Genomic DNA, 24,761 nt, shown 5'->3' with positions numbered 1-24,761 from the left:
CATTAAAAAAGGGACCGAAGTCCCTTAATTTTACAAAATATAATTAGCGATAATGGTTATTTAACTGCGTTTTCCGCTTGGATAATTCCATATCCGCCATCATTCCGGTGGTAAAGAAGACTAATGCGATTATCTTCGGCATCTAGATACATAAAGAAGTCATGTCCCAGTGCTTCCATTCTTGTAATTGCTTCCTCCAAGTCCATTGGCTCAAGGAAGATTTCCTTTGTTCTTACGACTTCATCTTGCTTAGCTTCACTTAGATCCTCTTCGATATTTTCCAAGGCAATTGATTCGCTTAAACTCGGCTTATTGCTCCGGTCAAGACGAGTCTTCAACTTCCGCATCTGACCTTCAAGTTTATCGACCGCTAAATCAACACCCGCATACAGATCCTCGTTAGTAACCTCGGCTCGGAAATCCATCATGTGGGTAAAAATGGTAATCTCGACTTTAGCCCCTGTCCGGTAGGTTCTCACCACCGCTCTACACGTCACATCGTCTGTAATAACGAAATACTTGTCCATCCGCGAAAGTTTCTTAACAATCGCATCGTGAATCGCCTGCGTCACTTCAACGTTCTTGCCAACAATTTGGTACTTCATAAAAAACACTCCTTTCCAAAATATTGAGCAAAACTACATTTATATTGTTGCATTTTTTTTATTTAATTGATAGTATTTAACTTTTTTTTGATTATGCTAGAATGAAAATATGAGCGCCTAAACGCTTTTTTTTATTTTTGCGAATACGCGGCTATTTCCGCCTCGATAAGTTCGACTTTATCGAGTTTTTCCCATGGCAGTTCAAGATCGGGGCGACCGAAATGACCGTAGGCCGCCAAGGACTCATAGGCAAAGCCTCGGGGATGTTTTAAATCAAACATTTTAGTAATAGCACCCGGTCGGCAATCAAAAAACTTGTCGATAATGGAAAGAATTACGCGATCATCATATTTTGATGTTCCATAGGTGGCAATGCCGATACTGACCGGTTCAGCAACGCCGATCGCATAGCTTAATTGAACTTCCATCCGTTTGGCAATTCCTGCCGCCACGAGATTTTTGGCGATGTAGCGAGCCATATAAGCACCGCTGCGATCAACTTTTGATGGGTCTTTACCGGAAAATGCCCCGCCGCCATGACGAGCCGTTCCACCATAAGTATCGACAATTATTTTTCGACCGGTTAATCCCGTATCGCCCCGAGGACCGCCGATGACAAAGCGTCCGGTCGGATTAATTAAAAAGCGAAAATCGGTATTCAAGTGGAAGCTTTCCGCGACCGGTATCATAATTTTTTCATGAATAAAGCGCCGAAACTTTTCTTCATCAATACCGGGAGCATGTTGAACTGACATTAAACAGGTATCGATTCGCGGTTGACTGCCCGAATAATCGATAGTCACCTGACTTTTCATGTCCGGTCGGGCTCCGATAAATTCGCCACTTTTGCGCAGAGTGGAAGCAATTCGCACCAATTTGTGGGATATGGAAATAGCCAAAGGCATGTACCCTTCGCTTTCATCCGTCGCATAACCAAACATAATGCCTTGATCGCCTGCGCCCTGATTAAGCTCATTTCCGTGATCAATGCCGACAGAAATGTCCGGTGATTGGTTATCGATGCGGATATCAATGCGGCAACTATCAGCGCCGATTCCATCTTCTGGGTTATTGTAGCCGATTCTTTTTAACACTTTACGAGCGATAGCTTCGTAATCCACCTTAGCCAAGGTAGTTATTTCTCCCGAAATCAAAATATACTCGCGCGTGGCAAAGGTTTCGCATGCCACCCGCGAATTGGCATCTTGCTTTAAACAGGCATCAAGGATGGCATCGCTTATCTGATCGCATAATTTGTCGGGATGCCCTTCACTGACTGACTCTGATGTAAACAGTATTTTTTCTTCGCGCATATTTACCTCCAAATAAAGAAAAAACTTTCCCACAGCGGAAAGTTAATAATAAACTAACCGTCACTTATCGCTCAGGGTGGGCCCTGCTGAGGAAGAGCACTTAATTATCCGCATTCAAACCGATAATAGTTGCTACCGCGTTAGTTCGTCCTCTATGACGCGGTTCTTGATAAGCGAGTATTTTACTTGCCGGTTGTTATTATCTACCATTTGATATTTTTAGTCAATTACAAAGAAAAAGAACCGTCAAGAAGGCGGTTCTCATCTACTAAACATCACTATAAAAGTTAAAGTTTGATAACTTCGCCAAAGGTCTCGCCGCTGATACCAGCAGCATTGCTTTCATCGGTATCAATATGCATCGCCAGCGAAAAATCCGAGCGAACGCGAATAACGACATCCTCAAAAATTAATGAGCGTTCGGCAGTTTTAACACGCACGCCAACAATATCGCCATTCTTAACCGCAAACGCTTCCGCATCGGCGGGAGTCATATGAATATGGCGTTTTGCCACGATTGCCCCTTCGCTTAAGTCAATACTTCCAGCTGGGCCAACAAGCCGAACAGGAGACGAACCGGCGACATCGCCTGATTCTCTAATCGGAGCACTGATGCCTAATGTCCGGGCATCAGTAGCGCTAACTTCAACTTGGGTTGCTTTCCGCACTGGTCCCAAAATGGATACGCGAGCCAGGGTATTCTTCGGACCGACGATATCTAGACGCGTAGTCGAAACATATTGTCCCGGTTGACTTAAGGGGGCCCTGACTTCTAATTGATATCCTTTTCCACATAAGGTTTCTAAATCAGCTTGAGTAACGTGGATATGCCGAGCTGACGTTTCTACTAAAACTTTTCCCATAATTTTAACTCCTATCGTAGTTATTATACTCTATTTTTTACTTCGTAAATAATTTGTTGCTGAAACAAACAGGTGTCCGGAAAAAACTCGCTTGTGCGCCCAGACTCGATAGCGGATATCGCCGCGATCGATCTCATAAACATCCTTGTATTGGACAAGGCAACGAATGATTTCCTCATCAAATGGTATCGTGTGAATCAATCTGCCCTTGGAATTAAGCAGTTCAACTCGGTTGCAAAATAAATTAATAGTTCCGAGCGTATATTTATGGCGGAAAAAAGTTCCGACTTTGGTCGTATGAAAACGAATTTTATCATGCGAGAAAATCAATTGATCAGGGTCGCTAATTACACTTAAGTCCCTATATAACTCTTCTAGTTGCCAATCATTCCAGGCGCTGGTATCGGAAAATTTTGGATAGGGCATGCCCATTTGAGTATCGTCATAGTCAAAAAACGAATACTGATTAACATGGGTGTGAAAGGTGCAACTATCACAATAAAGATCATTATCATCGCAATGAAGCGATTGGTATTGACCGCAATTGGGACAACGGAATAGTCCCAATTCTAGCCACTCGGCTCGCCGATGACGAGCGTGACCGAGCTTCACCATATTTTCATGTTGCCAGGCATTTTCATGATGAGAATAGCCCGCAACAATACGGCTGTACAGTGTATTTAATTGCATATTTCGAACTTCGTTTTGCGGAATAATATCTGTTATTGTGTAAGTAATTTTAGATCTACGGGCTTTATTAGCTACGCGCGGGGCCCGTAGATGCGCTCCCGTTATTCGCATCACAACCACCGGTATATCCAACATTTTAGCTAATTTGGCCAATGACTTATCAACCGGCAAGGTATCGCCAAACATCGAAATGTCTCCCTCCGCGTATAAGCCGATGGAGCGGCCTTTTTTCACAAGACGTTTCAATTCGCGGATGTAACTCACATCCGTCGGGCTCATTCCTCTTTTTATCTCGCCCAAAATCCATCCGCTAAAAAAACTCGTCAGGCGATTATAAAACATCTCCTCATTGACCACGAAATGGATGATGCGGGAATAAAACATCGTGTCCATATACATCCCATCATAGTTGCTATGGTGATTAGAGACAAAAAGAAGCGGACCTTTAGGTAGTTTATAACCATTATAATTGTAGTGAAGGTTATGAAAAAGTTTAAAACCGAGATTGAAAAATGGTTTTAGCGTGTAATAGAAAAAACCGCTGACGATCGCATGTAACCAGTCCCAGTGGTGTTTTTTTCTATTTTTTGGCGAGTTTTTCATAGTAGTCCTCTATTATTCTTTCATAGTTCACTTTGACTTCTTGAACGATATTATCCCATCCAAGGGGAATCGTATTCTGGGCTTTCTTTCCGACTCCAACCATATCCTGCGGATTAGTAAAGATGCCTTGAATACGGTTGAACATATCGCTGACGGTCGGAACTGCCAAGTAGCCATTTACTCCGTCGGTTATCGGCTCGGCACAGCCACCGCCAAAACTTACAAGAGAAGGAATGCCCATCACTGACGCTTCCCGTAAAACAATCGAAAAAGTTTCATACATACTGGGGAAAAAGAACAGATCAGTAACCGAATATATCCCTTGCAGTTCCTCGCGCTCTTTGATTGCTCCTAACCAATTTACGTCATCATAAATTCCAATTCGCCGAGCGTAGTCCTTAACTTCCTTTTCATTTCCCCCTTCGCCCACTATCGTTAAAGCATATGCAATGTCTGCTCTCCTTAAGCGAGCGAAAGTATCAAGCACCAGTTTTAAATTCTTCTGCCAAATCAGATGACCAACGAAAAGAAGATTTTTATTTTTCTTTTCAATATGATATTTTTGACGAATTGATTCCTTTTCCTCTAAAGTAATCTCCCTTTTAAAGAAATCGGTCCCGTTGGGAATAACGCGAATCGGCCCATGATACCCATATCCTCTCAATACTCCCGCCGCATAGAAACTAACTGTCCAAACTTCATCAACCGCATTAAAAAAATTGACCACATAACGAATTCCGATTTTACTCATTGCCTTTGAATGAGTGGCCTCATAAAAATCGTCGTAAAACTTGCTATGAAAAGTGGCGATGATCGGAATTTGTTTTTTAATGGCAATTCTCAAGCCCAAATGACCGACGATAAAGGGTGAATGGGCATGAATGACCGCCGGACGCTGACACTTAACAAGTTTTAAAAGCTGCCGATCAGGAATTCTTTTGGCAACCTCATATTCCGAAAATGAAAGCTTATAAGAGGGAAGACGAATAATCGGATAGGAAAAAATACTATCATTCGCCGCTTGATAAAAGGGGGCAACAACCGAAGTAGGATGACCCTGTCTATTCAAGGTAAGCGCGTAATTGTCCACCACTTTAATGACGCCATCGACTATCGGATAATAGTTGTCGATAAATTGATAGGTGCGGATAGGAAGATTCGGTTCCGGTCGGTAGGGACGGCGGCGGTGAAAGATTCGGCTGGTAACCACCGTTATTAGGAAACCGGCAAATATATAGATGTAGAAAACCAAGAATCTCCATATAAACATTGCCCAAGTAAGATAGGTCCCCGAAATAAACGTGGCAAAGATGCTGGCAAAGGAGTACTCCGCTCCCCCACTACCGCCTGGCGTTGGCATTACATTAGCGAAGTTGACCGCATACATGCACATCGCAAACACCGTTATGATATTTAGATTCGCGGTGTCTAAAATTGAACTCGGCACCGCTTTGATAACAAAAAACGGAATAATATTATATGCAAATTGACCCACCAAGGAGATAAGAAGCATCAACAAGAGCAAAAGCTTATTGTCCTTAAATTCTGCGATTGCCATTTGGTAATTACGAATCGTTTGAATCAATTTGCTTTTAATTTCGGTCGCTTTCTTTAGATGAAGCCAATCAATTATGCGAAAAACAAGTCGCATAATCACATTTGTAACTCGCGGAAAAAATGATAACGTCATCACCGTACAGGGAAAAATAGTTGAACTGAAAACCCCTAAATAAGCCACTATCCGTAGAAAAAGATTTATTTCTAACTGTGGCACCATTAAAAAAGCCCAAATAGCGAGAATAAAAAAAGCTACCCGTGACGTGAAAAAATTAACCACCGCCACCGAAGTGGCCTGCCCGACACTTAAATGACACTTTTGAAGTCGATACACTTGATATGGTTCGCCCGCCGTTGAATATGGGGATATTAGATCATAGTAGCGCCCGACAATATGGGCATTAAGCGAGGCCTTGAAATACCAACGGCCATTTTTACTATGCGTCAGTACCGAAAATTTAACAGCGTTGGCGATGACATAAATAACCAAACATAAGAATGCTCCCACCAGCCATGGCCATTGAGGAAAGAAACTTGGAAGCGCCGAAAAAAAGTCGGCAAAACTCTCCGGCATATCTTTTTTTAGCGTGCGATATATAACAAATGCAATTAGAAAAAGCGACAACAAAAGCATGGCAACACTTATTAATGTTTTCCGCTTGCTTTGCATTTTTTCTTTATTTTCATTCCCTGCGGGAATCCCACTTTTTTCCGTCATAAAAACTCCATTTAAATAATTCGACTTATTATATCATAGAGGTTGTTTTTACTAAAGAATAGTTCGGTTTTTTTTATTTGATAAATGATAGGTGTTTTATTGCTTATAGGTGGTATAATAAAAGCACGTTTTATGGAGTTATTATGAAAAAATTTATCGACTCGCACCGCGAACAATTTGATGAGGTTGTTCGTTTCATAATCGTTGGGGTTATCGCTACGATTGCCGATTATGGAACTTCACTTATATTTAAGTATCTAATTTATAAAGACCCCGGCCAATGGGTGATTTTGGGCATTGCTTTTACAAGGAATTTAACGGTTGCTACTTTAGCCGGTTTTGTGGTTGGCGTTATCGTCAACTACGTTATGTCGATATTTTTTGTCTTTAGAAATGTTGCCAATAAAAAAATCTCTCGCTCCGTCGGTGGCTTTGTCGCCTTTGTTGTTCTTGGCTTTATTGGTTTACTGATAAATGTTGGCATCAAACAAATTGGCGATAACATCTACACGACAGAAAACTTCTGGTGGTTTTCATTTGTTTTTGCCGTCGCCACTCTCATAGTTCTCATCTATAATTATATTACCCGGAAATTAATTCTTTTCCGACCAAACAAACAGCAGCATAATCAAGAAAACGGGGAATCAAAAGATGGAAAATAAAAAAACGGCTATCATTATCGGCGCCGGTCCGGCCGGACTTACCGCCGCCTATGAGTTATTAAAGAAGACCGACATTCATCCAATTATACTTGAGGGTTCATCTACCATAGGAGGAATTTCACAAACCATTGCCTATAAGGGCAATCACATTGATATCGGTGGACATCGCTTTTTTTCGAAAAGCGAGGAAGTGAATAAAATTTGGTCCGAGGTTATGCCTTTGCAAGGGGCTCCTGCCGCCGATGATTTACTTCTAAATAGGATTAACGAGCACTATGCTAAAGACGGGCCAAACCCCGAAAATGACGATGTTGTGATGCTAATTCGCCATCGCGTTTCACGCATCCTTTACCTTCATAAGTTTTTTGATTATCCAATTTCTTTGAGTGCCAGAACCCTTAAAAATATGGGCTTTTCTCGCACGATGCGGGCCGGATTTGGCTATCTTGGATCTATGGTTCATAAGCGGAAGGAAGACTCTTTAGAAAACTTTTATATTAATCGTTTCGGCAAACCTCTTTATGGTATGTTTTTTGAAAAATATACCGAGAAAGTCTGGGGCCGTCATCCGTCGGAAATCGATGCTTCCTGGGGGGCTCAACGGGTAAAAGGCCTTTCTCTTTGGAAGACGCTAACTCACGCTTTAGCCAAACCTTTCCGCAAGAGCAGTAAACATGTTGAAACCTCTTTAATTGAGGAATTCTTTTATCCAAAAAAGGGCCCTGGCCAACTTTACGAAGTCATGGCTCAAAAAATAATCGCTCTTGGCGGTGAAATAATTATGCAGGCCGAAGTTACAAAGATTAATGCAAACAAAAACGAGATTACCGGTTTAGTATATGAGCACGAGGGCGAAGAAATTCAAATAAACGGCGATTATTATATATCGAGCATGCCTTTAAAGGATTTGTTCTTGGCTTTGGGTGAAAATGAAGATAATCATATTCCTTATGAAGTTGCTACTCACCTTGTTTATCGTGACTTTATCACCGTCGGTCTTTTACTCAATAAAATACTATTGAAGAATGAAACCAACATCAAAACTGTCAACGGTTTGATACCGGATACTTGGATTTATGTTCAGGAGGAAGATGTCGGTGTCGGACGCTTACAAATATTTAATAACTGGTCACCCTACATGGTGGACGATTTCCAAAAACACGTTTGGCTCGGTATGGAGTACTTCGTTAATGAGGGCGATGAAATGTGGGAGATGAATGATGAAGACTTCATCGCTATGGCTATCGACGAATTAACGCGGATTAAAGTCATTGATCCCGAAGATGTTGTAGATGCCGTGCGCATAAAAATCAAGAAGGCCTATCCGGCATATTTCGATACTTATAAGGATATAGACCTCGTTATTGACTATCTTAATACTTTTACCAATCTTTTCTGTATCGGCCGTAATGGTCAACATCGATATAACAACATGGATCACTCAATGCTAACCGCAATTGAAACGGTGAAATCAATTCAGAATCCCAAATCTTTCCCTAAAGAAAACATTTGGAAAGTGAATACGGAAAAAGAGTATCATGAGGAAAAAAAGTAGATCTATAAGCGAGTTTTTAGCCACCTTTGATGGTGAAAAACTATCACAAATATTCAAGTCATTTACCAAAAAGTGGTATTACCTTTGGATTACCAGCTTCGCCCTTTTAATTCTAATTTATCTTTTTTATTTTCTTTTTGCCTATACGCGAAATGTCCCTGACTTATCACTGGTACCCGCCTATCCTACTGCTCCTAACCCAACTGATTTTGTTTTACCTTCAAGTTTTATTAACGCCCAAAATATTTATTTTAGTCAATTACGTAACTACTATGGGGCTTTAGAGTCGGCCTATCGCACGATGAGCGGAAGTGGAAATACCATCGGTCTTGTATCCACTATTGCAATCATCGTCTTGCTCTTGTTGGCTTACACCGTCAGCCGAGTCCTAAAGCGCGACCAATCCTGGCCACTATACATCGGCATCGTCTTGATTTTAGGCATAGTTATTAGAATGGGGTATGGTTTTTACACGGACGCAATTGTCACTCGTCAGCATGATGTCTGGCATTCATTGGGCTATGGACATTATGGAATCATTGTTTCTATATATGAAAACAACGCCATTCCCAGTATTCCCTTAAAACTAGTTGACGGCAGTCTAGTGCCAAACATCGAAATGGCATATCAGATGTACCATCCTAAGTTTTCGCATTACATTCTCGCCTATTTTATGAAATTTAACTCGCTATTTATGGGGGGAAACATTTGGACATTGTATCAGGCTAATCGGATCCTTCTTATCTGGACGATGGTAATGAGTCTACTTTTTGCCAACGAGATTTTTAAAGATTTGAAGCTTAGTGACAAAGCTCGCCTTCCTGCATTAATGATTGTGAGTTTTAGTCCGATTTTCTTTAGATTGTCGGCCATGACAAATAACGACAATATGATGATTTTCTTTATGTTCTTAGCGCTTATGTTAGCGGTTAAATTCTTTAAGAAACCGAACGTGTTCACAAGTATCGGCTTGGCCTTATCTATCGGCTTATCCATGGGCTCAAAACTTTCGGGAGCTCTGGTCGCCATTCCTATTGGAATGATTTTACTTCTTAAATTTCTCTTTGTCATAGAAGAAAGTAATGAAAAAAACAACTATCGCTCGCTTTTTTATTTTGCAATGTACATATTAATATTTGCAATTATCGTTTTTCCGGTCGGACTTTACTGGCCGATATATAATCTTCGAAACTACAATCAACCGCTTAACTATGTTTTTGAAGTCACAAACACCAATCTTTTTGTAGACGAAGCACATATGGGACTTATCGATCGTTTTCTTTCTTTACCGATATACGAGTTTATAAAATCGCCCTTCGTAATGCTTTGGAAAAGCAGTGCTGTCGGGCAAGATTATAATATTTATTCAACCCTATTGAAAAGTTCTGCTTTTGGCGAGTTTTCATCAAACTTCTTTATTGGGGCAATTTTGCTTTACGTATCTACTCTGCTAGTTTTTATTGGTTTTATCATATCTATTATTTACTACATTTTTCAGTCGATTCGCCATCGCCACTTTTATTCTTTAACTTCCATCGCCAGCGGATTGATCATCATGCTAGTTTTCTTCTTGAGCTACGCCTATTTTAACTACCAATTCCCGGCCACCTGCACGATGGACTTCCGTTATTTGGTTCCATTAATATTGGGCTTAGGAATCTACATAGGTGGATTCGTAAATGCCCAAAAACCTCATTCAAACAATAGAATTGATGTTTCTTATCTAATTATAATTGCTGTTTTATCCTTCTACGGTTTCTCTTCGCTTCTCTACTATACTTTTTTACCAACAATTTAATTTTAGCGGTTGTCTTTTAGTTTAATTTTGCTATAATTATCTTCGCTGCAGCCATGGCGGAACTGGTAGACGCGTACGTTTGAGGGGCGTATAGGGTAACCTGTGTGAGTTCGATTCTCATTGGCTGCACCAATAGGAAAATAAGTCGCATTTAATGCGGCTTTTTTTTTATGGTATCAATTAGGTATCTTTTCCAAATTTTATTGTATGGTAATGATTTTTTATGACTTTACTTGTATGATCTTGGGGCAATTATTGTAACCAAAGATTTTCTAAGTTAATAAATTGCAATACTTGCATCTATTTTTATACTCTTCTAATTACGTTTTCGGTATATTAAACATCAACATCAGAAAGAACATAATTATAAAGAAAATCTTCATAGCCACCAACTTCCACAAAATCAAGCCTATATGTTCCATCGATTTTTTCAAAAACAACCGCATCAATTCCGATTGCTAATAACATATCATAAGTAAGTAATTTATTATATGGAATGTTAAGAATGTCTCTAAGTATCCATTTTCCAAGCACTCTGTTTGGATTTGAAGTTAAAGCTTTTCCATTATCTTGGCTTACTTTCATTGATATTATTTTTCCATCAGGCAGTTGAACATTGAATGGAGTTTTTCGATTTGGAAAGAAATTTTCAAAAGTTGTTCGAATTTCTGCGGGAAACGGAATGTAAACCTCGTCAGTATTTCTCTTTCTTCCAGCCGCATTCCATATATTTAAACCACTTTTTGGGAAAACTGTTTTTTCACCTTTTTTAAAAGAGTAAAGAGGAACAACAATTCGTTCCAAAATTTTTGCTTTCTCGCCTGCTAGATTTAGTTTTTCCAGCTCTTCTAAAGGATTTTCAAGTATTTTTACATTAATAGAAGCAAACGATTCATCTGTTTTAAACTTCTTGTATAGCGTGCTTTTAGATACATCAAACTTATACTGGCAAAAATTATCTTCAAAAGATATAAATTAAATCACATTGCTACTTCGGATATTATGTGTAAATCAGTCCTTGATGGCGTGCTGTCAATCGCAGAAGCCGATGAAATTTGGATTCAAATGATTGCGAAGAAAAGAAAATTGCCCTTTAGCACATTTTCAGATTACCTAAACAGTTTGTAAACTTAAGGGAATCTAAGTCCAATACCAATATCAACTAACAAAAAAGCAGCGAATAGAAGAACGGCGAAAAACATTTCCTATTTGGAATTGTATAAATAATAGCCATCTGCAAAAAAAATAGATATTGTTACTGTCATAATCCAATATAGAACCGCCTAACATGCAATATAAATTTAAGACACAATCTTTACCAGTGACACTTATAGCAAATCTATGTGATTCTTTTACTATCATCGCTAATTATTATCGCTATGTACAACCATATCAAACACCCTTTTAATTGCATTAAATCGGTAAAAAAAACATAAATTAATTGCATGCATTTATTTTTCGTATATAATTGTTCTACTGAAAGAAATATTTAAAATTTATTTTCTTGGGAGATTATACGATGAAACGTGTTAATAAAATTTCCAAAAATCAACTTCAGCGACTTCCTGCCTATCTTTATCATCTCCAAATGCTAAGAGCCAGCGGTGTTAACCGGGTTACAAGTCCCCAAATAGCCAAAGATCTTGATTTAAATGTCGAATTAGTGAAGAAAGATTTTGCTTTGGTTTCCAGCACACAAGGAACTCCTCGTGCTGGTCGAGATATCGATGATCTCATTCATGATTTAATAAAATTTCTAGAGTATGACAAGGAAAGCACGGCGATTCTTGTCGGATGTGGCTCATTAGGACGCGCCTTAATCGGTTATCGTGGATTCGATGATTTTGGCTTTAATATAGTTGCCGCATTCGATAATAATCCCGATTTGATCGGCACAAAAATTGGCGAGCTAACTATTTACCCGCTTGAGCGCTTAAACGAAATTCAATCCATCAAAAAAGCTAAAATTGGCATTATTACCGTGACCGCCAAAGCCGCCCAATTAGTAGCGGATCAATTGGTAAAAGCGGGAATTGGCGCTATCTGGAATTTTGCTCCCGCCAATTTAATGTTACCTTCCGATATTATTGTCCAGGATGAATCAATGGCTTCTTCGCTTGCGGTTTTATCACATCGTTTAAAGATGAAAGAGCGCAGTTCAAAAAGAAAATTGAAATAAAAACTACCGGCCTTGAATGGTCGGTAGTTTTTTTTACATATTCAAGTCGTCGTAGCCGGCTAATTCTTTAGCTAGTGGTCGAATGACTTTTTTTACGTTTCCTTCGATAAATGGATTGCGAAGTTTGGCATGCTCTAGCAAGGTGACAAATGGGTAACGGCCGCCTAATTTACATAGACGCACGTATTTCTTCCAGGCCTTGTCATAATTTTTGCGCATCTCAACGGCAAATTGGAAAGCCACAACCTGAGCTAAAGTATAATCGATATAATATAGCGGTGACTCAACAATGTGATGTTGTCTCATCCACCGGCCACCTTTTTCCAAGAATGAATTTCCTGAATAATTCAAAAGAGGCATATACTTCTTTTCGATTTCCCGCCACTTGGCATTGCGTTCTTCCGGTGTGGCTTCTGGATGTTCATAAACAAATGCCTGAAACTCATCGACGGTCACGCCGTAAGGAAGAAAATTAATCGCTCCGGCGAGATGATCAAAGCGGTACTTGTTCGCATCGCTGCCAAAGAATTTTTCCATGTATGGCTCGGCGAAGAATTCCATACTCATCGAGTGAATTTCGCAGGCCTCTAAAGTTGGAGACTGATATTCCGGAACTTTGATATTGCGGGATTCATAGCCTTGAAAGGCATGTCCTACCTCGTGAGTCAGGACATCAACATCGCCGCTGGTACCATTAAAATTGGCAAAGATAAACGGCGCCTTATAACGGGGCATATAAGTCATATAGCCCCCGCCTTGTTTTCCCGTCTTCGCATCGAGATCAAGTAAATGATTCTCAAGCATAAACTGGAAGAACACACTAGTATCAGGGCTGATGGCATCGTACATCTCTTTGGCTTGCTCAACTAAGAAAGCCCGGTCGCCAATCGGAGCCGGATTCCCCGAAAGAAAGGCTAAACTCATATCGTAATATTTCATCGTAGAAATTTTAATTCTCTTCGCTTGACGTTTTACTAATTTTTTCCAAACGGGAGTGACTTCTCTAAGAATTTGGTCACGATATACCGCAACCATTTCTGGAGTATAATCCACGCGGCCTAAACGCCGGTAGCCTAATTCAAGGTAATTTTTGAAACCCAACTTCTTTGCCATCTGGTCCCGAATATGAACGAGTTCATCATAAACTTTTTCGATGGCTTCCTCATTCTGCTCAAACCATTCCCAATAAAGCCGATTGCTCTCCTTACGAGTTTCCCGGTCTTTATCCTGCATAAACTTTCCAAGTTGACTAAGGTTATAAACCTCGCCCCGAAATTTAATTTGGGCGCCTGCTAATAATTTAGCATATTGACTCGTAAGCCGGTTTTCTGTTTGAAGATGGGGTACAATCTCCGGTGAAAAGCACTTGATGGAGTTATCAATCATCGTAAACAAATAACTGCCAAAGGCTTTTTCTAGTTCCTTACGGAAAGGAGAATTCACCAGAAGGATGTTGTACTGGTTAAAAATGGCGGAAATTTGGGGGGAAATCTCATCCATCGTATCGTGCGCTTTTTGATAGATTTCATTTCGGGTATCAATCGAAAATCTAATCGAAATGATTGTCATATCAGTCATTAAATCGCCGTTAAACTTGTTGACCTTCTTCACAACTTTAATCGCTTCGGCAGCATCTTTGGCGTTTTTAAACTCTTCAATCAAACCGCCAAGTTTCTTTTCAACTTTGGCGAGCGAAGGAACACGCAAAGGGTATTCTTCAAATGTCATATATATATTCCTCTTTCTTATATTTCAGTGGACAAGCATACTTGGCTCATCCATCTCTTCTGGAGCTTTGTCTCCGAGAAGTTCGATGATGGTCGGAGCAATGTTGCTTAACTTTCCACCTTTTTCCAATAGTTTGGCTCCTTTTAGATTTATTCCAAAAAGAACCGGGTTCGTCGTATGGGCCGTAAACGGATGACCTTTTTCATCAAGTAGTTGCTCCGAATTGCCGTGATCGGCGGTAATCATAATCGTACCGCCATTTCTATCAATCCATTCCAAAATACGACCAACTTGAGCATCAACCGTCTCGACCGCTTTGATTACCGCGGGCATAACCGCTGTATGTCCAACCATATCGGTGTTGGCAAAATTCAATATAACTACGTCAAGATCCTTTTTATCCAGTTCAACCAGCAGTGCATCGCATACTTCAATGGCACTCATCTCTGGCTTCAAATCATAAGTGGCAACTTTCGGCGAGTTTATAAGCACTCGGCGGCTGTTTTTTAACTCGGGCTGTTCTACCCCGTCAAAATTAACCGTACCATCAAAGAAGAAAGTCACATGCGCATATTTTTCCGTCTCCGCTATCCGTAGTTGACGGTAGCCATGATCAGCTAACCATGGTCCCAAAGTATTGGTGAGCTTAGGAAGCGCAAAAGCAATTTCTCCTTTTACGGAATCAGCATACTTCATCGTGCAAACAAGAAAAATATTTTTAAGCGGATGAAGCGGGGTATAGGGCTTAAAAGCCAAAGTCCCATCCGCCTTTTGAGCCGGGTGCGTGTAAAAAGTGGGATTGGTAAATAAAGTTGCAATCTGAATTGCCCGATCCGGACGAAAATTGGCAAAGATAATCGCATCATCATCACCAATTCGACCATCGACATTAGCATTGAATGCGGGAATTACAAATTCATCCGAAGGATCCCGCCCGAGTTCCGGTAGAACTTTCGTATATTGATCAGCAAAGTAGTCCTTATAGTCGATAAACGATGGTCCATCGTGGTCAACCATAACCCGGTAGGCCCGATCAACCCTATCCATATTTTTATCGCGGTCCATTGCCCAGTAACGGCCGCTGATATCCGCGATATGTCCAAAATGAATCTCATCCATTACTTTTACAAGTTTCGCAATGTAGGTCGCACCCAATTGGGGATCAACATCGCGACCATCCATAAAGCAATGAACAAAGACATCATCGACGCCCTCGTTTTTTGCCAACCTTATCAAGGCAATAATGTGGTCGATGTGAGAATGCACGCCGCCATCACTTGTAAGTCCGAAGATATGGAGCTTGCTATGATGTTTTTTCGCATGCTCTATCGCTCTTAAGTAGGAAGGATTCTTAAAGAAAGTTCCTTCCTTAATCGCCTTATTTAAGAAAGTCAGTGACTGGTAGACCACGCGGCCCGCACCGATATTCATATGCCCAACTTCTGAGTTTCCCATCTGTCCTTCGGGAAGGCCAACCGCCTCGCCACTGGCTTCGATCAAGGTATGAGGATACTCGCTAAAGAAGCGGTCTAGATTTGGTTTCTTTGCAGCTATAACCGCATTCCCGTATGGATCTTCACGATAGCCAAATCCATCGAGGATGCAGAGAATAATTGGTTTATTCGCCATGTTAAATTTCTTCCTTCTTTCCGAAGTAATTATAAGGTGTAAGCGTGAAAAATAAAAGATTAAAGCGTCATTTCTTGGGGAAAAGTTCCCCTTCTTTTAAATTGAAGAGGCGGCCAAAAATAAAAAAGATAAAACTCTTTATCCAATAGTTATATATGGAAACGCTTCGATTATACTCAATCAGACTTTTACGAAATGATTCATTGTCGCGCGCAAGTGAATTTATTAAAAGGGCAACTCGCCCTTCTTTCAGCAGTTGAGGCCGATTCCTCAATTCGATAAACACCTCTTTTTCCAGATGATTATTATCCTCATGTAACTTTAGCAAGCCGTTGAAATCCTGCGCAGCAAATATGCGATTAACATCAACGCTACTCTTCCGCTCTAATAAATTTATGCCACATAAAGGCGACAAAAACTCCAAGGCGTTTGAGCGCTGCTCAACATGAAAAAGAATAACACTGTACTCATGCTTCATCGCCTTTCTCAAACGATAAATCACATAACCGACAATGCACACAATTAAGACATAAACGGCTAGAAGTGAAAGGATGACAATTCTAAAAACTTCAGTTGCGCTCATATTATTTTATTATATCACTAGACATATTACTTTTCTTATTCAATAAACTATAAATGCATTTTTTTCTTCTAATTGGTTTACTTTTCCGCTATTTTTCGCTTTTTTTCTTTACTTTAGTAGTTTTTTAGGGGTTTTTTTGACTTAAAAAAACGTTTATGATAATATTTCTTTCGCGAGGTATCAAAAATGGCGGCAAAATCGATTGTCGGTATTCTATATGACTTTGATAAAACCCTCTGTACAGAGGATATGCAGAATTATTCCTTTATCCCGGCTCTTGGGATGACTCCACCGGAATTTTGGGGCGCAACTACTGAATTTTCTGCAAAAACCAACGTCGAGAGAATTTTATCTTATATGTATATGATGGTGAAACTTGCCAAAGAAAAAAACATTAAATTAACCCGGGAATATTTGAACAATTTAGGCCGGGAGATTAAGTTCTTTAATGGCGTTACTTCTTGGTTTAGAAGAATTAATGAATTCGGCGCAAATCTCGGCGTTCAAGTTGAACACTACCTTGTAAGTAGCGGAACAAAGGAGATTATCGACGGGTGCGCTATCGCAAAAGAGTTTAAAGCTATCTATGGCTGTGAATTTTATTTTGATGAAGACAGCGGCGAGCCTATTTGGCCTAAAACGGCGATTAACTACACTGCCAAAACGCAATATTTTTTCCGCATTTCTAAAGGCGCACTTGACCAAAGTGATGACAATAAAGTTAACGAGAAGATATCCAATCGACGCATTCCCTACCGGAACATCATTTATTTTGGTGATGGAATGACCGATATTCCGATTATGATATTGGTCAAAGAAAATGGGGGTAACTCCATCGCCGTCTATCAACCCGGATCAAAAGAAAAGGTCGAATCATTGTTTGAGGATGGACGTGTAAATTATATTGCTAAAGCCGACTACTCGTCGGGCAGCGACTTAGACAAAGTGGTAAAACTAATTATCCAAGAAATTGCCGTTAGCTCGGAGTTAGCCAAAAAACAAAGTCAATTATTAAAAAAGTAGCCGACTTATAAACTAAGTCGGTTTTTTTATTTGCTTGATACTTTAATTGAAGAAGATTATTAATAATAGTAATATTATTATGGAGGTTATAAAATGGTCACTGCAATTGTATTAATCGCCGGAAGTGGTTCACGTGTAGGGACACAAATTCCTAAGCAATTTTTATTGGTAAAAGGAAAACCTCTTTTTTTGTATGCGGTAAATTCATTTGAAGAAAACCCGGAGGTTGATAGTATCGTCTTAGTGGTGCAACCTGAACATGCGGCCGAAGTGAAGGCGATTTGCGAGGCTAACCACATTAGCAAAATACGTCTGATCACCGAAGGTGGAACATCGCGCCAGGAAAGTGTATTAAAGGCCCTTAAGAAACTCAAAAAGACACTAAAAGATGATGACATTGTCTTAATTCATGATGGAGCAAGACCATTGGTTGATGAGAAAATCATCAGTGAGAATATTTCTTTGGCTGAACGATTTGATGCGGTGGAAACTGCCATTGCTTCGCCCAATACGATTGCTATTAGTAGTGATGGAGAATGGGTTGAAGAAGTACCCGACCGTTCCCGTTTATTTCAAGTTCAGACTCCGCAAAGTTTTAAATTTGACTTGATTTATCAGGCGCATATGCTTGCTCAAAAGAAGGGCATCACTCATTGTAGCGATGATGCTCAAATCGCCATTTATGCCGGCCATAAGGTGCATATTGCAAAAGGAAGTACTCTGAATTTTAAGATTACCACCTATGAAGATTTTTCTATTTTTAAAGCCCTAGTTGAACTAGTCGAAGGAGATAACAATGTCGGATAAACTTTATAATACGGGAGATATTTGTGAGGGAACTGTTATCGAAATACGCCCCTATGGTGCTATTTTAGCCTTCGATAATGAACAGGAAGGGTTACTGCATATTTCGGAAATATCGACCAAATTCGTTCGAAATATTGCTGATTTTGCCCCAGTTGGTTCCAAAATTCAAGTTATTATTGTCGATGTTGATCACAAGAGTAACTTCTTGCGGCTATCAATTAAAAAAATACCTCAAGTTTCGCCCAACAAGCGCGATTCCGAGAAAAGACGAAAATTAATTTCCGCCTCTGAAATTGATTTTAGCCCTCTAGAAGAACGTCTCCCAAAATGGATTAAAGAAGCCAAAGCAATGGCAACTACGAAGAAGGAAAAGAAATTATGATTAAATTAGATTTGTCTCACGTTATTGAAAAAATTGATTTTACTGCTTATCAAGCAAAGGTTGAAGCAATTAATCGGATGATTGATGAAAGAACCGGCGCCGGAAGTGATTTTCTAGGTTGGACAACTTGGCCGAATGACTATGACAAAACGGAAGTGGCTCAAATTAAGCGCGATGCCGCCTATGTGCGCCAAAATTTTGAAGTTCTCGTCGTTTGCGGAATCGGCGGTTCTTATTTGGGCGCCCGTTCAGCCATTGATGCTTTAAGAGGTCTATACTCCGCTGCTAAACCGGAGATAATTTATCTCGGGCAGACCTTTTCTAGTACCTACATTCATCAAGTTTTGACATATTTAAAAACCAAGAAGTTTGCAATTAATGTTATATCTAAGTCAGGAACTACCACCGAAACCTCCGTTGCTTTTCGCTTGGTAAAAGAATTATTGGAACATAAAGTTGGTAAAAATGAAGCTCGCAAGGCTATTTTTGCCACTACCGATAAAGCAAGGGGCGCATTAAAAACTTTAGCCGATAAAGAAGGATATCAAACTTATGTCTTACCGGATAATATCGGAGGCCGCTATTCCGTTATTACCGCGGTCGGCCTTTTCCCTATTGCCTGTGCGGGATTTGATATTGATAATTTGCTTTTAGGGGCCAAAGATGCCGCTAAGGATTTTTCTAATCCCGACTTAAACAGCAATGTTGCCTATCAATATGCCGTAGCGCGCGATTATCTTTATCACCACCACTATCAAGTAGAAATGTTTGTGCTCTACGAGCCTCAGTATACGCAGATCGGCGAGTGGTGCAAACAGTTATTTGGTGAGTCCGAAGGTAAAGAAGGAAAAGGGTTGCTTCCTGATTCCGCGACTTTTTCGACCGATCTTCATAGTCTTGGACAGTTTATTCAAGAGGGAACGCACATTCTCTTTGAAACGGTTATTCACGTTGAATCTTCCGCCTACGAAGTCAAGGTTCCGCATGATGACGATAATCTCGATGGCCTAAATTATCTAGAGGGAAAAACTTTAAATTTTATTAACGACAAAGCATTTGAAGGAACAGTTGCCGCCCACGAACAGGAAGGTAAAGTACCGAACATAATTATTAATATTCCGACGATTGATAGTTATAACATCGGTTATATGTTCTTCTTTTTTATGAAGACTTGTGCGATGAGCGCTTACCTTTTGGATATTAATCCCTTCAACCAACCAGGGGTGGAAATTTACAAGCGTAATATGTTCCATTTATTGGGTAAAAAAGGCTACTAGTCGGCACATTTTTCATTTTAAAAATAAGGGATTTTACTCGAGAAAACCTCGAAAAAAAATTCCTTTTTTTTCATTGACTAATACGGGGGTCAATGATATATTTATTAAGCACGTGTATCGGAGTGTAATGTGGATGTTTAGCTCAGCTGGGAGAGCATCGCCTTTACACGGCGGAGGTCGGGGGTTCGAACCCCTCAACATCCACCATTGATACATTGCACCACGTTGTGGAGGAGTAGCGAAGTGGCCAAACGCGGCTGACTGTAAATCAGTTCCTTCGGGTTCGATGGTTCAAATCCACCCTCCTCCACCATCTTTTTGGGGTATAGCCAAGCGGTAAGGCAACAGACTTTGACTCTGTCATTTCCCTGGTTCGATCCCAGGTACCCCAGCCAATCATGACTCGTTAGCTCAGTCGGTAGAGCACTTGACTTTTAATCAAGGGGTCAAGAGTTCGAATCTCTTACGAGTCACCATGCCCAGGTGGCGGAATAGGTAGACGCACAGGACTTAAAATCCTGCGAGGTTAATCCCTCATACCGGTTCGATTCCGGTCCCGGGCACCAACCTTTATGTTTTGTTTATCGTTTAAATATGATGACAAAATAACCAGAATAGCATGGAAAGCTCCTTGTCGTAAAAGACTTGGAGCTTTTTATGTGTCGTTATGATTAAGGTAATTTAATTGACGCCAATATTGTACATAAATTCGGTTTAATAACTATTTGACGATTTTAGTATCGCATAATCACTTTTTACTCTATAATCATGCTTATATAAGACATCATTTTTCGAATTAAGCTGTCGATAGTTTAATGAAGATGGTTACTTGACTTTATTCATCGAGTATCCGAATTATTAAAAAAATAATTTCCTTAACTATGCAATTAAAAACAATTGACAAGACAGCATTTGCGAAATGATGTAAAATATTACCAGAGAGGACTCAATATGAAGAAACTTAAATATGGTTATGGTTGGTTGATTAAGTGGGTTTTAGCCGCCATTTTAATAGGTGTCGGCTTGGCTCCGGTCTTTGCAAACGGAATTGTTTATTTAATTAGTGGCATTTTCATTGTTTCATTTTCTTTGCTGCGCGTATATCCCTTGTTAAGAACCTTAAAGAAGGAAGGGCTGCGCACATTAAATCTTGTTGAAATTATTCTGGATACGATTTTAGGCGGTTTACTTCTCTATGTTGGCGTCAGAGCCTTGCAAGAAGGTAACAGTTGGGATCCAGGAAGCGCCTGGGGACTTGTCTACAAGTACTCGCTGGTGTTTGTGCTGGTTTTTCGGGCTATCGTGTTCTTTTACTCCGTTACTTTCCTTGGCGAAAAGACGGAGCAGCCCAAATTTTGGGCTCACATCGGCTTATTATCTTTAGGATCAATCATCTCGGTTCTCAAGGATTTCACGCCAAAATGGATTGCCTGGATGTTGCTTGTTATCGCCGTTTTGGGTGCTATCTATCTCGCAGTCGATGGGTACTTTGGATATCGAAACTATCGTAAGTATCAAGCCGAACTAAATGCGGATAAGGTTAAAAAGGTTAAGACCGCAAAAGCGGAAAAAAATATTTCAACTCCTTCTTCACCTTCGGTTGATAAACCAAATGATCAACACAGCATTCTTGTAGATAAGAAAGATGACGCAAACGATAAGCCGACAATTATCAATTAAGCGCAAAAATGATTTTTTTGACTCCTCACTTCTAGCGGTGAGGAGTTTTTTTATACTCGTATATTTAGCTGTTTTAAAAGAAAATAATATCTTAAATTGTTTCTATAAATATTTTTTTGTATTTAATTGTATTTTTTCTTTTTATCATCTATAATATTGCCATAAGGGGAAAAGGAGGAGAAAATGGCCTTAACATGGTTCAATAAAAAAGTGTCTCAGGGAATAGCAACAATTTACGATACCAATATAACATTTAATACTACCGCGATGGAGGCGATTAAGACCGCCTACCGCGTTATGGTGGGCTTTGATGATGAAAGAAATTCCATCGTTGTTAAAAAGGTATCCCGCGCCGCCTCTATCCGGGGCGACATCGATAATGATAGTTTGCTTCCGTTAACTGTGAAGAATAGTTACTCGCGTATCGCAAACAAAAAGCTGATTGAAAAAATATCCGGCTTAGCCCATACTGAATTTGGACGAAGTCCAAGGAAGTTTCTTACGAGTTGGGATGACGACAAGGAAGTCCTCGTTGTAAATCTAAATGAAGAGGTAATGAAATAATTATGGATAATTATATGGTTTGGATTTGGTTGGCAGTATTTATCTTAATGATCGTCATTGAAGCATCAACTGCCAGCTTAGTAACTGTATGGTTTGCTATCGGAGCTATTGTGGCAATGATTTTAAGCATTATACCCGAGGTCCCTTTTTGGGTTGAAATTGTTGTCTTTGTGGCTGTATCCACGGTTGTTCTTGTTCTATTGCGGCCATTGGTTAAGAAACTGCTTGGTCGCTCAGAAATCAAGAGTAACACCGATGAGATTATCGGCCGCCGGGCAACCGTTGTCCATCCAATTACTGATATCGAGTATGGAGCCGTCAAACTCAATGGAGTTATTTGGACGGCAATGAATACTGATTCGCATGGTGGTAAAATAAGCACAGGTAGCATCGTCGAGATATTGGCCATTTCGGGCAATAAACTCGTCGTAAAACTCATTAAAAGTAGTGACAGTGATGCCATTACCAAGTAACAGGAGGAAATAAAATGAGTGGTATTGAAGTTTTCTTGGTAGTTCTTGCAATTATCGTTTTTATTGGTTTATTGATCTTTATTGGTTCAATTCGGATTGTCCATCAGACTAACAAGTATGTCGTGGAACGGCTTGGCGCCTATCACACTACTTGGACCGTGGGCTTCCACATTCTGGTTCCATTTATTGACCGCGTGACCAAGATTGTTACTATGAAAGAGCAGGTAAAAGATTTTGATCCGCAACCGGTTATTACAAAAGATAACGTCACAATGCAGATTGATACAGTCGTTTTCTTTACGATCACCGACGCAAAGTTATATGCCTATGGCGTAGAGAATCCTCTCGCCGCAATTGAAAATCTGTCGGCAACCACATTGCGTAATATTATTGGTGATCTTGATTTAGATGAAACCCTAACCAGCCGGGATATTATCAATTCTAAAATGCGGGCTACTCTCGATGAAGCAACCGATCCCTGGGGCATTAAAGTCAACCGGGTGGAAGTTAAAAACATTCTTCCTCCGAAGGATATCCGTGATGCGATGGAACGGCAAATGCGGGCTGAAAGAGAGCGCCGGGAAAAGATCCTTCTTGCTGAAGGGGAAAAGAAATCAGCTATCCTGTTGGCCGAAGGTAAAAAAGAATCCGAAATTTTAAATGCGGAAGCCGATAAGAAAGCCGCCATTATGCGGGCTCAGGGTCAAGCCGAATCAACTCTGACCATTAAGCGGGCAGAAGCCGATGCGCTCATTATGGTAAAGCAAGCGGAAGCACAGGGAATCGAAGCCATTAAAAAAGCTTCACCTAGCGAAGCCGTCTTGAAGATTAAGCAATATGAAGCCATGATGAAAGTTTCCGAAGGCCAAGCGACGAAAATCATTATTCCTGGTGATATGCAAAACATCGCCAGCATGGCTACTGCTATTAAAGAAGTTATCAAAGACAAGTAAACTACTAACTAAAGGTCTGCGACGCAGACCTTTTTTTGTTGCCCTTTTTCAATTGAAAAGAACGATAGTATCCAATTCGGCAAATATATAAGTCAATGTTTTACTAAAAAGTAATAGCACGACTTAATCGATAAATGAGATATTTTATAGTTATATAGGTAAAAAGCGTGCTTCTGCTTTGTGCTTTTAATCGTTATCTATCAAAGCAAATCACTTTCACGATTACTTTTCTTTTGAACTTTTTGTATTTTATTTTGCCATAATTGCGCCACAGGTGTTATTTTTTGATATACTAAAGGCGGATTAAAATCCAAGGAGGAAATTGAAATGGCGGTTAAGTTTTACAAATGCATGCATTGTGGAAATGAAGTCGATATGATTTATGATAGCGGCGTCAACCCCGTATGCTGCGGAACTCCAATGACCGAGTTAAAGGCCAATACGAAGGAAGGCGTGGCAACGGAAAAACATATTCCGGTTGTTAAAGTTGATGCTAACCAAGTTACGGTTACTGTCGGTGAAGTACCCCACCCAATGGTTGCTGAACACTGGATTGAATGGATTTACCTCATTACTGACAAAGGTGCCTATCGTCGGGTTTTAAAACCGGGTGATAAACCGGAAGCCTACTTTGGACTCGCTAAGGATGAAAAGATTTTGGAGGCCTATGCATTTTGCAATATTCATGGCCTTTGGAAAGTCACCTTATAATTTAAAGAGTAATAGTCTAATTTATAAATGCCCCTGGAACGTAAAGCCTGGGGCATTTTTTAATAGCCGAATGAAGTAATTAAACCCGATTATTTTTATCACATTTGATGTTTAATCAGTGGCATTGTGCTAGAATAATCGACGAGGTAGGTATTATGACTATTGAGGAACAAATTGAACAGACTTTAGATAAAATTCGCCCTTTTATTCGCCGCGATGGCGGAGACGTTAAATTTCTTCGTTTTGATAATGGTGTCGTCTATGTTTCGATGGTCGGTGCTTGTCAAGGTTGCTCCTTGATTGACACTACTTTGACCCAAGGAATTGAAGTTATCCTGATGGAGGAAGTTCCCGGCGTGCTCGGTGTTAGCTTGGAAAATGATCCTAGTCTTTATTAAATAAAAAAGC

23 protein-coding genes and 6 tRNA genes are annotated in these 24,761 nt (G+C 40.1%); 20 read left to right on the top strand and 9 right to left on the bottom strand.

Going from position 1 to position 24,761, the window contains the following annotated elements:
- Positions 1-56: 56 nt before the first annotated feature.
- The 5 genes from raiA to PKC96_03740 all read right to left on the bottom strand — a co-directional run bounded on the left by raiA (position 57) and on the right by PKC96_03740 (position 6,349).
- Positions 57-605, bottom strand: coding sequence for a ribosome-associated translation inhibitor RaiA (raiA, locus tag PKC96_03760; protein HMM00438.1), 549 nt, complete (start codon positions 603-605; stop codon positions 57-59).
- A gap of 131 nt (positions 606-736) precedes the next feature.
- Entirely contained in the window at positions 737-1,918 is a 1,182-nt protein-coding gene (gene metK / locus PKC96_03755) for a methionine adenosyltransferase (protein HMM00437.1), read from the bottom strand.
- Positions 1,919-2,205: 287 nt separating this feature from the next.
- Complete coding sequence (gene pduL, locus PKC96_03750; protein ID HMM00436.1) at positions 2,206-2,781, bottom strand: phosphate propanoyltransferase; 576 nt, start codon at positions 2,779-2,781, stop codon at positions 2,206-2,208.
- Positions 2,782-2,811: 30 nt separating this feature from the next.
- Entirely contained in the window at positions 2,812-4,074 is a 1,263-nt protein-coding gene (locus PKC96_03745) for a lysophospholipid acyltransferase family protein (GenBank protein HMM00435.1), read from the bottom strand.
- A complete protein-coding gene (locus PKC96_03740) occupies positions 4,052-6,349 on the bottom strand; it encodes a flippase-like domain-containing protein (protein HMM00434.1) in 2,298 nt (765 codons plus the stop codon). Before PKC96_03740 ends, PKC96_03745 begins: the two co-directional genes overlap by 23 nt.
- 143 nt (positions 6,350-6,492) lie before the next feature.
- On the opposite strand from PKC96_03740, the gene PKC96_03735 reads away from it, so the two are divergent.
- The 4 genes from PKC96_03735 (at position 6,493) to PKC96_03720 (ending at position 10,496) form a co-directional block, all read left to right on the top strand.
- Entirely contained in the window at positions 6,493-7,011 is a 519-nt protein-coding gene (locus tag PKC96_03735) for a GtrA family protein (protein ID HMM00433.1), read from the top strand.
- Positions 7,001-8,566 carry an NAD(P)/FAD-dependent oxidoreductase gene (locus tag PKC96_03730; protein HMM00432.1) on the top strand — a complete coding sequence of 522 codons (1,566 nt, stop codon included), beginning with the start codon at positions 7,001-7,003 and terminating at the stop codon, positions 8,564-8,566. Before PKC96_03735 ends, PKC96_03730 begins: the two co-directional genes overlap by 11 nt.
- On the top strand, positions 8,550-10,364 hold the full coding sequence (locus PKC96_03725) for a glycosyltransferase family 39 protein (protein ID HMM00431.1): 1,815 nt from the start codon (positions 8,550-8,552) through the stop codon (positions 10,362-10,364). Before PKC96_03730 ends, PKC96_03725 begins: the two co-directional genes overlap by 17 nt.
- Before the next feature lie 47 nt (positions 10,365-10,411).
- Positions 10,412-10,496 (top strand) — tRNA-Leu (locus PKC96_03720).
- Between the two features lie 204 nt (positions 10,497-10,700).
- Here PKC96_03720 and PKC96_03715 read toward each other — a convergent pair.
- Complete coding sequence (locus tag PKC96_03715) at positions 10,701-11,231, bottom strand: NgoFVII family restriction endonuclease (protein ID HMM00430.1); 531 nt, start codon at positions 11,229-11,231, stop codon at positions 10,701-10,703.
- Positions 11,232-11,883: 652 nt separating this feature from the next.
- Between PKC96_03715 and PKC96_03710 the strand changes: the two genes are divergently transcribed.
- Entirely contained in the window at positions 11,884-12,543 is a 660-nt protein-coding gene (locus PKC96_03710) for a redox-sensing transcriptional repressor Rex (GenBank protein HMM00429.1), read from the top strand.
- A gap of 33 nt (positions 12,544-12,576) precedes the next feature.
- Here PKC96_03710 and PKC96_03705 read toward each other — a convergent pair whose 3' ends face one another.
- The 3 genes from PKC96_03705 to PKC96_03695 all read right to left on the bottom strand — a co-directional run bounded on the left by PKC96_03705 (position 12,577) and on the right by PKC96_03695 (position 16,483).
- Entirely contained in the window at positions 12,577-14,271 is a 1,695-nt protein-coding gene (locus PKC96_03705) for a M3 family oligoendopeptidase (protein HMM00428.1), read from the bottom strand.
- Between the two features lie 24 nt (positions 14,272-14,295).
- Positions 14,296-15,900, bottom strand: coding sequence for a 2,3-bisphosphoglycerate-independent phosphoglycerate mutase (gpmI, locus tag PKC96_03700; protein HMM00427.1), 1,605 nt, complete (start codon positions 15,898-15,900; stop codon positions 14,296-14,298).
- A 67-nt stretch (positions 15,901-15,967) separates the two neighbouring features.
- Complete coding sequence (locus PKC96_03695; protein ID HMM00426.1) at positions 15,968-16,483, bottom strand: hypothetical protein; 516 nt, start codon at positions 16,481-16,483, stop codon at positions 15,968-15,970.
- 186 nt (positions 16,484-16,669) lie between these two features.
- Between PKC96_03695 and PKC96_03690 the strand changes: the two genes are divergently transcribed.
- From PKC96_03690 to PKC96_03620, 15 genes are all read left to right on the top strand, one after another.
- A complete protein-coding gene (locus tag PKC96_03690; protein HMM00425.1) occupies positions 16,670-17,506 on the top strand; it encodes an HAD family hydrolase in 837 nt (278 codons plus the stop codon).
- 93 nt (positions 17,507-17,599) lie between these two features.
- A complete protein-coding gene (gene ispD / locus PKC96_03685) occupies positions 17,600-18,313 on the top strand; it encodes a 2-C-methyl-D-erythritol 4-phosphate cytidylyltransferase (GenBank protein ID HMM00424.1) in 714 nt (237 codons plus the stop codon).
- Positions 18,303-18,695, top strand: coding sequence for a S1 RNA-binding domain-containing protein (locus PKC96_03680; protein HMM00423.1), 393 nt, complete (start codon positions 18,303-18,305; stop codon positions 18,693-18,695). Before ispD ends, PKC96_03680 begins: the two co-directional genes overlap by 11 nt.
- On the top strand, positions 18,692-19,972 hold the full coding sequence (locus PKC96_03675; GenBank protein ID HMM00422.1) for a glucose-6-phosphate isomerase: 1,281 nt from the start codon (positions 18,692-18,694) through the stop codon (positions 19,970-19,972). The genes PKC96_03680 and PKC96_03675 overlap by 4 nt, the downstream gene beginning before the upstream one ends.
- A 131-nt stretch (positions 19,973-20,103) precedes the next feature.
- Positions 20,104-20,179 (top strand) — tRNA-Val (locus PKC96_03670).
- 22 nt (positions 20,180-20,201) lie between these two features.
- Positions 20,202-20,285 (top strand) — tRNA-Tyr (locus PKC96_03665).
- Positions 20,286-20,291: 6 nt separating this feature from the next.
- Positions 20,292-20,367 (top strand) — tRNA-Gln (locus tag PKC96_03660).
- 5 nt (positions 20,368-20,372) lie between these two features.
- Positions 20,373-20,448 (top strand) — tRNA-Lys (locus PKC96_03655).
- 1 nt (position 20,449) lies between these two features.
- Positions 20,450-20,538: transfer RNA gene (locus PKC96_03650), tRNA-Leu, on the top strand.
- A gap of 385 nt (positions 20,539-20,923) precedes the next feature.
- Positions 20,924-21,652, top strand: coding sequence for a hypothetical protein (locus PKC96_03645; protein ID HMM00421.1), 729 nt, complete (start codon positions 20,924-20,926; stop codon positions 21,650-21,652).
- A gap of 183 nt (positions 21,653-21,835) precedes the next feature.
- Positions 21,836-22,216 (top strand): hypothetical protein, encoded by a 381-nt coding sequence (locus tag PKC96_03640; protein ID HMM00420.1) that lies wholly within the window; start codon positions 21,836-21,838, stop codon positions 22,214-22,216.
- Positions 22,217-22,218: 2 nt separating this feature from the next.
- Entirely contained in the window at positions 22,219-22,689 is a 471-nt protein-coding gene (locus tag PKC96_03635; protein ID HMM00419.1) for an NfeD family protein, read from the top strand.
- 14 nt (positions 22,690-22,703) lie between these two features.
- Positions 22,704-23,642 carry an SPFH domain-containing protein gene (locus PKC96_03630; GenBank protein ID HMM00418.1) on the top strand — a complete coding sequence of 313 codons (939 nt, stop codon included), beginning with the start codon at positions 22,704-22,706 and terminating at the stop codon, positions 23,640-23,642.
- Positions 23,643-23,969: 327 nt separating this feature from the next.
- The gene (locus tag PKC96_03625; GenBank protein HMM00417.1) at positions 23,970-24,353 is read left to right on the top strand and encodes a desulfoferrodoxin family protein; all 384 of its coding nucleotides are present in this window, start codon (positions 23,970-23,972) and stop codon (positions 24,351-24,353) included.
- Positions 24,354-24,508: 155 nt separating this feature from the next.
- The gene (locus PKC96_03620) at positions 24,509-24,751 is read left to right on the top strand and encodes a NifU family protein (GenBank protein HMM00416.1); all 243 of its coding nucleotides are present in this window, start codon (positions 24,509-24,511) and stop codon (positions 24,749-24,751) included.
- Positions 24,752-24,761: the final 10 nt, after the last annotated feature.

Source organism: Bacilli bacterium (assembly GCA_035326105.1).
Lineage (GTDB): Bacteria > Bacillota_I > Bacilli_A > RFN20 > CAG-826 > UBA7706.
This window is presented reverse-complemented; position numbering and strand designations above follow the sequence as displayed.

Excerpts from the sequence above, each read along its gene's own strand:
- raiA (HMM00438.1), bottom strand. The coding sequence starts at position 605 with ATGAAGTACCAAATTGTTGGCAAGAACGTTGAAGTGACGCAGGCGATT.
- metK (HMM00437.1), bottom strand. The coding sequence starts at position 1,918 with ATGCGCGAAGAAAAAATACTGTTTACATCAGAGTCAGTCAGTGAAGGG.
- pduL (HMM00436.1), bottom strand. The coding sequence starts at position 2,781 with ATGGGAAAAGTTTTAGTAGAAACGTCAGCTCGGCATATCCACGTTACT.
- PKC96_03745 (HMM00435.1), bottom strand. The coding sequence starts at position 4,074 with ATGAAAAACTCGCCAAAAAATAGAAAAAAACACCACTGGGACTGGTTA.
- PKC96_03740 (HMM00434.1), bottom strand. The coding sequence starts at position 6,349 with ATGACGGAAAAAAGTGGGATTCCCGCAGGGAATGAAAATAAAGAAAAA.
- PKC96_03735 (HMM00433.1), top strand. The coding sequence starts at position 6,493 with ATGAAAAAATTTATCGACTCGCACCGCGAACAATTTGATGAGGTTGTT.
- PKC96_03730 (HMM00432.1), top strand. The coding sequence starts at position 7,001 with ATGGAAAATAAAAAAACGGCTATCATTATCGGCGCCGGTCCGGCCGGA.
- PKC96_03725 (HMM00431.1), top strand. The coding sequence starts at position 8,550 with ATGAGGAAAAAAAGTAGATCTATAAGCGAGTTTTTAGCCACCTTTGAT.
- PKC96_03710 (HMM00429.1), top strand. The coding sequence starts at position 11,884 with ATGAAACGTGTTAATAAAATTTCCAAAAATCAACTTCAGCGACTTCCT.
- PKC96_03705 (HMM00428.1), bottom strand. The coding sequence starts at position 14,271 with ATGACATTTGAAGAATACCCTTTGCGTGTTCCTTCGCTCGCCAAAGTT.
- gpmI (HMM00427.1), bottom strand. The coding sequence starts at position 15,900 with ATGGCGAATAAACCAATTATTCTCTGCATCCTCGATGGATTTGGCTAT.
- PKC96_03695 (HMM00426.1), bottom strand. The coding sequence starts at position 16,483 with ATGAGCGCAACTGAAGTTTTTAGAATTGTCATCCTTTCACTTCTAGCC.
- PKC96_03690 (HMM00425.1), top strand. The coding sequence starts at position 16,670 with ATGGCGGCAAAATCGATTGTCGGTATTCTATATGACTTTGATAAAACC.
- ispD (HMM00424.1), top strand. The coding sequence starts at position 17,600 with ATGGTCACTGCAATTGTATTAATCGCCGGAAGTGGTTCACGTGTAGGG.
- PKC96_03680 (HMM00423.1), top strand. The coding sequence starts at position 18,303 with ATGTCGGATAAACTTTATAATACGGGAGATATTTGTGAGGGAACTGTT.
- PKC96_03675 (HMM00422.1), top strand. The coding sequence starts at position 18,692 with ATGATTAAATTAGATTTGTCTCACGTTATTGAAAAAATTGATTTTACT.
- PKC96_03645 (HMM00421.1), top strand. The coding sequence starts at position 20,924 with ATGAAGAAACTTAAATATGGTTATGGTTGGTTGATTAAGTGGGTTTTA.
- PKC96_03640 (HMM00420.1), top strand. The coding sequence starts at position 21,836 with ATGGCCTTAACATGGTTCAATAAAAAAGTGTCTCAGGGAATAGCAACA.
- PKC96_03635 (HMM00419.1), top strand. The coding sequence starts at position 22,219 with ATGGATAATTATATGGTTTGGATTTGGTTGGCAGTATTTATCTTAATG.
- PKC96_03630 (HMM00418.1), top strand. The coding sequence starts at position 22,704 with ATGAGTGGTATTGAAGTTTTCTTGGTAGTTCTTGCAATTATCGTTTTT.
- PKC96_03625 (HMM00417.1), top strand. The coding sequence starts at position 23,970 with ATGGCGGTTAAGTTTTACAAATGCATGCATTGTGGAAATGAAGTCGAT.
- PKC96_03620 (HMM00416.1), top strand. The coding sequence starts at position 24,509 with ATGACTATTGAGGAACAAATTGAACAGACTTTAGATAAAATTCGCCCT.